The sequence below is a fragment of the Deltaproteobacteria bacterium genome, assembly GCA_016234845.1.
GTDB lineage: Bacteria > Desulfobacterota > Deferrimicrobia > Deferrimicrobiales > Deferrimicrobiaceae > JACRNP01.
Window position 1 is genome coordinate 1 of sequence record JACRNP010000021.1, and the last position, 8,214, is coordinate 8,214.

General features: G+C 69.1%; 7 protein-coding genes. 1 reads left to right on the forward strand and 6 read right to left on the reverse strand.

Annotated features, from left to right (window positions below; all coding sequences use genetic code 11):
• The 5 genes from HZB86_01780 to HZB86_01800 form a co-directional block, all read right to left on the reverse strand.
• On the reverse strand, positions 1 to 898 hold an 898-nt coding region (locus tag HZB86_01780), incomplete at its 3' end, for a GIY-YIG nuclease family protein (GenBank protein ID MBI5904277.1).
• Entirely contained in the window at positions 885 to 2,876 is a 1,992-nt protein-coding gene (uvrB, locus tag HZB86_01785; protein ID MBI5904278.1) for an excinuclease ABC subunit UvrB, read from the reverse strand. The genes HZB86_01780 and uvrB, both read right to left, overlap by 14 nt.
• 1 nt (position 2,877) lies before the next feature.
• Positions 2,878 to 4,326 carry a cysteine--tRNA ligase gene (locus HZB86_01790; protein ID MBI5904279.1) on the reverse strand — a complete coding sequence of 483 codons (1,449 nt, stop codon included), beginning with the start codon at positions 4,324 to 4,326 and terminating at the stop codon, positions 2,878 to 2,880.
• Positions 4,323 to 5,465, reverse strand: a complete 1,143-nt coding sequence (gene ispD, locus HZB86_01795) for a 2-C-methyl-D-erythritol 4-phosphate cytidylyltransferase (protein MBI5904280.1) — start codon at positions 5,463 to 5,465, stop codon at positions 4,323 to 4,325. Before ispD ends, HZB86_01790 begins: the two co-directional genes overlap by 4 nt.
• A 67-nt stretch (positions 5,466 to 5,532) precedes the next feature.
• Positions 5,533 to 6,000, reverse strand: a complete 468-nt coding sequence (locus HZB86_01800; protein ID MBI5904281.1) for a CarD family transcriptional regulator — start codon at positions 5,998 to 6,000, stop codon at positions 5,533 to 5,535.
• A gap of 106 nt (positions 6,001 to 6,106) precedes the next feature.
• On the opposite strand from HZB86_01800, the gene HZB86_01805 reads away from it, so the two are divergent.
• Positions 6,107 to 6,928, forward strand: a complete 822-nt coding sequence (locus HZB86_01805; GenBank protein ID MBI5904282.1) for a 2-hydroxyglutaryl-CoA dehydratase — start codon at positions 6,107 to 6,109, stop codon at positions 6,926 to 6,928.
• Positions 6,929 to 6,939: 11 nt separating this feature from the next.
• On the opposite strand, the gene HZB86_01810 is transcribed toward HZB86_01805, so the two are convergent.
• Complete coding sequence (locus HZB86_01810; GenBank protein ID MBI5904283.1) at positions 6,940 to 8,088, reverse strand: aminotransferase class V-fold PLP-dependent enzyme; 1,149 nt, start codon at positions 8,086 to 8,088, stop codon at positions 6,940 to 6,942.
• Positions 8,089 to 8,214: the final 126 nt, after the last annotated feature.

Consider the following 8,214-nt stretch of genomic DNA (forward strand, 5'->3'; position numbering starts at 1 on the left):
ACGCCATCGCCTCGCCGGGCTCCCCCTCCCACCGGAAGTGGCGGTGATGCGCGTCGGTCAGGCGGCCGTTGCGGAGGTACAGCACCGATGCGGTGGCCTGCCCGCCTTCGCGGAACCACCCCACCGCGTCGACGTCCCCTTCCACGGCGCGCACCACGCGCTGGCGGACCAGGGTCTTCGACACGACGGCGATCCGGTCCCGGAGCTTCGCGGCCTCCTCGTACCGCAACGCGCGGGAGTGCTCCCCCATCTCCGCCTTCCACCGCGCGAGGAGATCCCGGTACTCTCCGCGCAGGAAGCGGACCGCGTTGTCCACGACCGGCAGGTACCGCTCCCGGTCGATCTTTCCCGCGCACGCGCCGAGGCAGCGGCCCATCTGGAAGTTGAGACAGGGGCGCCGCCGCGAGGCGAACTTCTTCCGGGAGCAGGAGCACAGCGGGAAGATCCGCAGCAGCTCCCGGAGCGTCTCCCGGATCCCGCGGGCCGACGAGTACGGCCCGAAATAGAGCGCCCCGTCGCGGGCGGCCTTCCGGACGAGCTCCGGGCGCGGGAACTCCTCCGCACGGTCGATCCGCAGCAGCAGGTATTCCTTGTCGTCGCGGAAGAAGATGTTGAACGGCGGCCGGTGTCGCTTGATGAGCGTGTTTTCGAGGAGGAGCGCCTCCTTCTCCGTCGCGGTGACGATGCAGCGCACGCCGCGCACGCGGGCCATCAGGTGCGGGATCGTGGGCCGGCCGTCCCCCCCGGGCGACGTGTAGTTCCGAAGGCGCGCGCGCAGCTCCTTGGCCTTCCCGACGTACAGGATCCTCCCCCGCGCGTCGGACATGATGTAGACGCCCGGGGCCTTCGGAAACGCCCTCCAGTCGCCCGGGCCGGCGATGTCCTCAGCCCGCGGCAAGCTCCACCTTCTCCAGGGCGAGAAGCCGGTCGCGCAGCTCCGCCGCCCGCTCGAAATCGAGCTTCTTCGCCGCCCGCTCCATGTCCTTCCGGAGCCTGTTCCGGAGCTTCAGCATCTCCTCCCTGGACCGGAACTCCCACTCCTCCGCGGCAGGGACCGCCACGTAGTCCGCCTCGCACGCCTGGCCGATCGGATCGGATACGCTTTTCCGGATCGTCTCGGGGGTGATCCCGCGCTCCCGGTTGTACGCGACCTGCCTCTCCCGGCGGCGGCGCGTCTCGGCGATCGCCTCCCGCATCGACCCGGTCTCGGTGTCCGCGTAGAGGATCGCCTTCCCGGAGACGTTCCGCGCGGCGCGGCCGAACGTCTGGACGAGGGAGCGGGCGGAGCGGAGGAACCCCTCCTTGTCGGCGTCGAGGATCGCGACCAGCGACACCTCCGGGAGATCGAGCCCCTCCCGCAGCAGGTTGATCCCGACGAGAACGTCGAACTTGCCCAGTCGCAGCTCCCGCAGGATGTTCGTCCGCTCGACGGTGTCGATGTCGGAGTGCAGGTACCGCACGCGCACCCCCTGCGCCTCGTAATGCTCGGTCAGGTCCTCCGCCATCCGCTTCGTCAGGGTGGTGACGAGGACCCGCTCCCCCGCCGCCGCGCGCTCCCGGATCTCCCCCAGGAGGTCGTCCACCTGCGTCTTCGCCGGGCGCACCTCCACTCCGGGGTCGACGAGCCCCGTCGGGCGGATGATCTGCTCCACCACGGCGCCGCCGCTCTCCCGGAGCTCGTACTCCGAGGGGGTCGCGGAGACGAACACGACCTGCCCGACCCGCTCGTTCCACTCCTCGAACCGCAAGGGGCGGTTGTCGAGGGCGGACGGGAGCCGGAACCCGAAAGCGACCAGCGTCCGCTTCCGGGACCGGTCGCCGTTGTACATCCCGTTCAGCTGCGGAACCGTGACGTGGGATTCGTCGAGGAACGTCACGAACCCTTTCGGGAAGTAGTCGATGAGCGTGTGCGGCGGCTGTCCGGGAGACCGCCCGTCGAGGTGGCGGGAGTAGTTCTCGATGCCGGAGCAGAACCCCATCTGGCGGATCATCTCGAGGTCGTACGTCGTCCGCTGCCTGAGCCGTTCCGCCTCCAGGAGCTTTCCCCCTCCGCCGAACTCGGCGAGGCGCACCTCGAGCTCCTCCTCGATTCCGCGGACGGCGCGCTCGAGCTGATCCTCCGGGGTCACGTAGTGGCTCGCCGGGAAGACGACCGTCTCCCCCACATCGGAGAGCCGGGTCCCGCGCAGGGGGTCCACGTACCGGATCCGCTCGATCCGGTCGAAGTCGTACTCGATCCGGAGGACCCGCTCCTCCTCGTACGCCGGGAACAGCTCGATCGCGTCCCCGCGGACCCGGAACGTCCCCCGGTGGAAGTCCACATCGTTGCGCTCGTACTGCAGGTCGATCAGGCGCCGAAGCAGTGCATTCCGCGGGAACTCCGCCCCCGCCTCCAGGCGGATCGTCATCTTCGCGTAGAACTCGGGGGAGCCCAGCCCATAGATGCACGAGACGGACGCCACCACGATCACGTCGCGGCGCGTCATGACCGACCGCGTGGCGGCGTGCCGCATCTTGTCGATCTGCTCGTTGATCGCCGAATCCTTCTCGATGAAGGTGTCGGTCTGCGGGACGTACGCCTCGGGCTGGTAGTAGTCGTAGTAGGAGACGAAATATTCCACGGCGTTTTCGGGGAAGAGCGTCCTGAATTCCGAGTAGAGCTGCGCGGCCAGCGTCTTGTTCGGCGCGATCACCAGCGCCGGGCGGTCCACGGCGGCGATGACGGACGCCATCGTGTACGTCTTCCCCGACCCGGTGACGCCGAGGAGCACCTGCCGGGGGATCCCGCGGGTCAACCCGTCGGACAGTTCCCGGATCGCTCCCGGTTGGTCCCCCGCGGGGGAAAACGGAGCGGAAAGCCTGAACGCGGGACTCAAATCACTCCTTGTACTTCCACGTTGTCCCGCCCTTGCCGTCCTCGAGGAGGACGCCGGCGGCGTCGAGCTCCACCCGGATCCGGTCCGCCGCCGCGAAGTCCTTCGCCGCGCGGGCGGCCCGGCGCGCCTCGATCCGGGCGAGGATCTCCCCTTCCGGCAGCCGGCCTTCGTTCCCCGCGGTGCGGAAGTATTCGGCGGACGGCATCCGCAATATCCCCAGCACGGCGAACAGCGGGTCGAGCCGGTCGTACCCCGCGAGGAACCGGCCGGCCGCCTCCGGCTCCGCCGACGGGACCGCGGGGGCAAGCCGGTTCAGCGCGCGCGCCGCGTCGAAGAGACGGCCCAGCGCGGCGGCGGTGTTGAAGTCGTCGTCCATCGCCTCCGCAAACCGCTCGGGGGCGGCGGACAGCGCCGCGAACTCCTCGCCGCCGGGCACCGCCGACGGGACGGCTCCCGCGGCCCGGCACGACTCCGCCTTCTCCTTCACGCGGAACAGCCGGTCGAGCCCCGCCTTCGCCTCGCCGAGGCTCCGGTCGGAATAGTCAATCGGGCTGCGGTAGTGGCTGGACGCCAGGAAGAACCGGAGCACCTCGGGGTTCACCTTTTTCAGCACGTCCCGCAGGGTGAAGAAGTTCCCCAGCGACTTGCTCATCTTCTCGTTGTCGATGTTCACGAAGCCGTTGTGGACCCAGTAGCGGGCGAACGGCGCCCCGGTGGCCGCCTCCGACTGCGCGATCTCGTTCTCGTGGTGGGGGAACACGAGGTCCTTCCCCCCCGCGTGGATGTCGAACGTATCGCCCAGGTGCTTCATCGCCATCGCGGAGCATTCGATGTGCCACCCCGGCCGGCCCGGCCCCCACGGGCTGTCCCACGACGGCTCCCCCGGCTTCGACGCCTTCCAGAGGGCGAAGTCGAGGGGGTCGGCCTTCCGCTCGTCCACGTCGACCCGCGCCCCGGACAGCAGGTCGTCGATGTTCTTCCCCGACAGCTTCCCGTACTCCGGGAACCCCTTGACCGAGTAGTAGACGTCCCCCCCCACCGGGTACGCCTTCCCGGCGTCCACCAGCCGCCGGACCAGCGCCACGATCTCCCCGATGTGCTCGGTCGCCTTCGGCTCGACGTCGGGGCGCAGAAGCCCCATCCGGTCGAAATCCTCGTGGAACGCGGCGATGTACTTCGCGGAGACGGCGTCGAACGGGATCCCCTCCTGCCCCGCCCGCCGGATGATCTTGTCGTCGATGTCGGTGAAGTTCCGGACGTAGGAGACCTTGTAGCCGGAGTACCGGAGGTACCGCACGACGATGTCGAACGCCACGTTCGCCCGCGCGTGCCCGATGTGGCACAGGTCGTACACCGTGACGCCGCACACGTAGATCCCGACCTTCCCCGGGACCAGCGGCACGAACGGCTCCTTCCGGTTTCCCATGGTGTTGAACACCGAAAGGGTCATCCCGCTTCTCCTCCGCCTTCTCCGTGGATTTCCGCCCCGCGGAGCAGCGCGACCGCCCACGCGGAGATCCCCTCGCCGCGCCCCTCGAACCCCATCCCCTCCGTGGTCTTCCCCTTGACGCTCACCCGGTCCTTCGGCGTCGACAGGATCAAGGCGATGGAATCGCGGATCCCGTCGGCCAGCGGCGCGATCTTCGGCTCCTCGCAGATCACCACGGCGTCGAGGCCGACCAGGCCGAATCCCGCCCCGGCCATCCGGGAGCGGGCGTGGGCGAGGATGGAGCGGCTCGAGATCCCGCGCGTATCCTCCCGGCCCGGCGGAAAGTGGAAGCCGATGTCGCGGTCCCCGAGGGCGCCGTAGATCGCGTCGGCCACCGCGTGCAGGAGCACGTCGCCGTCGGAGTGGCCGAGGAGCCCCTTCGGGTGCTCGACCTTCAACCCCCCGAGCCAGAGCTCCCTACCGTCGACGAGCCGGTGGGCGTCCCCCCCCAGCCCGATCCGGAAATCCGGAGCCTCGGAGAGAAGCCCCGCCGCCATCCGCAGATCTTCCGGCAGGGTGACCTTGATGTTCCCTTCCTCGCCCGAGACGGCGACCACCCGGTGGCCGGCCGCCTCGACCAGGGAGGCGTCGTCCGTCCCGGTGCGCCCCTCGCGGTCGGCCCGGGCGTACGCTTCGCGCAGGATCTCCGCCCGGAACCCCTGCGGGGTTTGCGCCCGGAGGATTTCGGACCGGTCCATCGTCACCAGGGTCCCCGCGGCCTTGTCCCACGCCTTCACCGTGTCCCGGACGGGAATCACCGGGACGGCCGCCCCGTGCGAGCTCGCCGCCTCCGCGCACCGGTCGAAGAGCGCCGGAGTGGCAAAGGGACGGACCGCGTCGTGGATCAGGACGATCCGGACGTCCCCCGGCAGCGCCGCCAGGGCGTTGCGGACCGAATCCTGCCGCTCCCGCCCTCCGTCCACCGCCGCGATCACCTTCGGGAGGCTCTTGTACGATTCCCGCGCCTCCTCCGGCACGTCGGCCGGGAGGACGAGGACGATCCCGTCGACCCGCGCAGAGGAAGCGGCGGCGGAAAGGGTCCGGTCGAGGAGCGACCGGCCCGCGAGCGGAAGGAACTGCTTGGGGACGTCGGCGCCCATCCGGCGCCCTGCGCCTCCAGCGACGACGATGGCTACCGTGCCGGGCAACAGGGGCGGCGGGGCGGGATCAGAGGTTCAGGAAACGGCGGAGGTCCGCCTCGACGGCTTCCTCGGTGACGGATTTCGCGATGGAGATCTCCTTGACCAGGAGGGAGCGCGCCGCGTCGAGCATCTTCCGCTCGCCGAACGAGAGCGCTTTTTCCGACTTGAGCAGGAGGAGGTTCCGGAGGACCTCGGCGATCTCGAACGGGGACCCGGACTTGAGCTTCTCCATGTACTGGCGGTACCGCCGGTTCCACGGCTTCGGCTCGAGCTCGACCTCCCGCTCCTTGAGGATCTTGTAGACGGACCGGACCGCCGTCGCGTCCATGATCCCCCGGAGACCGACCTGCACCGCGTTCCCCATGGGGATCATGATCGTGATCCCGGTGTCCAGGATCCGCAGGACGTAGAACGACTCCTTCTTGCCGTCCGCGAACTTCTTCGTCTCGATGTTCTGAACGACGCCCACGCCGTGGGCGGGGTAAACCGCCATGTCGCCGATCTTGAAATCCACGGAAGCTCTCCTTCCGATGACCCGTGCGAAGCGTCACGAACCTTTGGAATTTGATGTATTATATTGGTTTTTCGGCACTTCGTCAATGCGAGGTTGGTTCCCTGCCGTGACCGCTGGACAAATCCTGTTCGCCGGAGTCGACATCGGCTCCCTCTCCACCGACGTCGTCCTCCTGGACGGCGGCCGGAGGATCCGGGGCGCCTCCATCGTGTCCACGGGCGCCTCGATCCGGAAGGCCGCGCGGGAGGCCATCGACGCGGCGCTCGCGGCGGCGGACGCCAAGGAGGAGGAAATCGCGTTCACCGTGGCGACCGGGTACGGGCGGGACCGGCTGGAGACGGCCGACCAGCGCGTGACCGAGATCACGTGCCACGCGCGGGGGGCGCGCCACCTCTTCCCCGAGGCGCTCTCGGTCCTGGACATCGGCGGGCAGGACAGCAAGGTGATCCGGCTGGGGCACGACGGGAAGGTGGCCGACTTCGCCATGAACGACAAGTGCGCCGCCGGGACCGGGAGGTTCCTCGAGGTGATGGCCCGGACGCTGGAGATGGACCTGGAGCAGATGGGGATGCGGTCGCTCGCGGCGTCCCGGTCGATCCCCGTCAGCTCCACGTGCACCGTGTTCGCCGAGTCGGAGGCGGTATCGCTGATCGCGTCCGGCGCCGCCCCGGAGGACATCGCGTGGGGGATCCACCTGGCCATCGCGGAGCGGATCGCGGCGCTGGCGGAACGGATCGGGATCGCCGAACCGGCGGTCATGACCGGGGGGGTGGCGAAGAACCCGGCGGCGCGCAAGGCGCTGGAGGACCGGTTCCGCCTCCGGTTCCTCGTGCCGGACGAGCCGCAGTTGGCCGGCGCCCTCGGGGCCGCGCTGCTGGCGCTGGAACGGAGCCGGTCTCCTCATTGAGGCCGGCGGTTTCAGAGGCGGGCCCGTTCCTCCAGAACCATGCCGAAGAGCCGGTCGATCTCCTCGGGCGTGTTGTAGAAATGGGGCGAGAAACGGATGCCCCCCGCCCTGGGGGAGCAGACCACCTTCCGGGAGTACAGCGCCTTCCAGAGGGCGGAGTTGTCCACCCCCGGCACCTTGAACGTCACGATGCCCGAACGTTCCTCGGGATGGACCGGGGAGACGATCTCGAACCGTTCCGCGTTCGCCTTCTCGATGATCCGCTCGGTCAGGCGGCGCACCCGCTCCCAGATCCGGTCCACCCCGACCGACAGCAGCAGTTCCATGGAGGCGTTGAAGGCGGCGATCCCCACCGTGTTCATGCTTCCCGGCTCGAACCGGCGCGCGTCCGGGGAGAGGCGGAAGTCGTAATTCTCGAAGTCGAACCGGTTCCGGACCGAATGCCACCCGAGGACCACCGGCTCGATCATCTCCATGACGTCGCGCGAGATGTAGAACCCGCCGATCCCCTCGGGCGCGAGGAGCCACTTGTGGCCGTCGGCGGAGAGGGCGTCGATCCCGAACGCCTTCACGTCCATCGGCAGGACGCCGACCGACTGGATCCCGTCCACGCAGAAGAAGATCCCGTGGCGCTGGCAATATTCGCCGATCCCCGGCAGGTCGTTCCGGTACCCGTTGGCGAACTCCACCGAGGAGAGGGAGATCAGCCGCGTCTTGCCGTCGCAGGCGGCGAACAGCTCCTCCTTCCGCACCCGGCCGTCCCGGGCCGCCACCATCCGGACCTCCACGTTCCGGGACTGGAGGCGCATCCAGGGGTAGATGTTCGACGGGAACTCCACGTTCGCGGTGACCATGTTGTCCCCTTCCCGCCAGGGGAAGCCGGCGGCGATGAAGGAGAGCCCCTCGGAGGTGTTCTTCACGAAGGCGACCTCCTCGGCGGAAGCGCCGACGATCCGGGCGAACCGGCCCCGCGTCTCGTTGGCGAGCTCCTCCCACTTCCGGGGGCGCCACGCCCCCTCGTCCCGGCTGAGCTCGAGCATCCGGATCCCCGCCGCGGCGGAGCGCGACGGGATCGGCGAGACGCCCGCGTGGTTGAAGTACAGAAACTCCGCGCTGACGGGGAATTCCTCCGCGCGGATCGGCGCGACGTCGATGGGCAACGCGTCCCTCCCTGGCAGGTTCTACCATTACGTTATAATAATTCGATGAATCGGTCAGGGGAAAACACGCGCCGGGACCACCGGAGAGCCGTCGTCCTGCTCTCGGGGGGATTGGACAGCGCCCTC

Coding starts and splice junctions, on each gene's coding strand:
- HZB86_01790 (MBI5904279.1), bottom strand. CDS start 4,326: ATGACCCTTTCGGTGTTCAACACCATGGGAAACCGGAAGGAGCCGTTC.
- ispD (MBI5904280.1), bottom strand. CDS start 5,465: ATGGGCGCCGACGTCCCCAAGCAGTTCCTTCCGCTCGCGGGCCGGTCG.
- HZB86_01800 (MBI5904281.1), bottom strand. CDS start 6,000: ATGGCGGTTTACCCCGCCCACGGCGTGGGCGTCGTTCAGAACATCGAG.
- HZB86_01805 (MBI5904282.1), top strand. CDS start 6,107: ATGCGAGGTTGGTTCCCTGCCGTGACCGCTGGACAAATCCTGTTCGCC.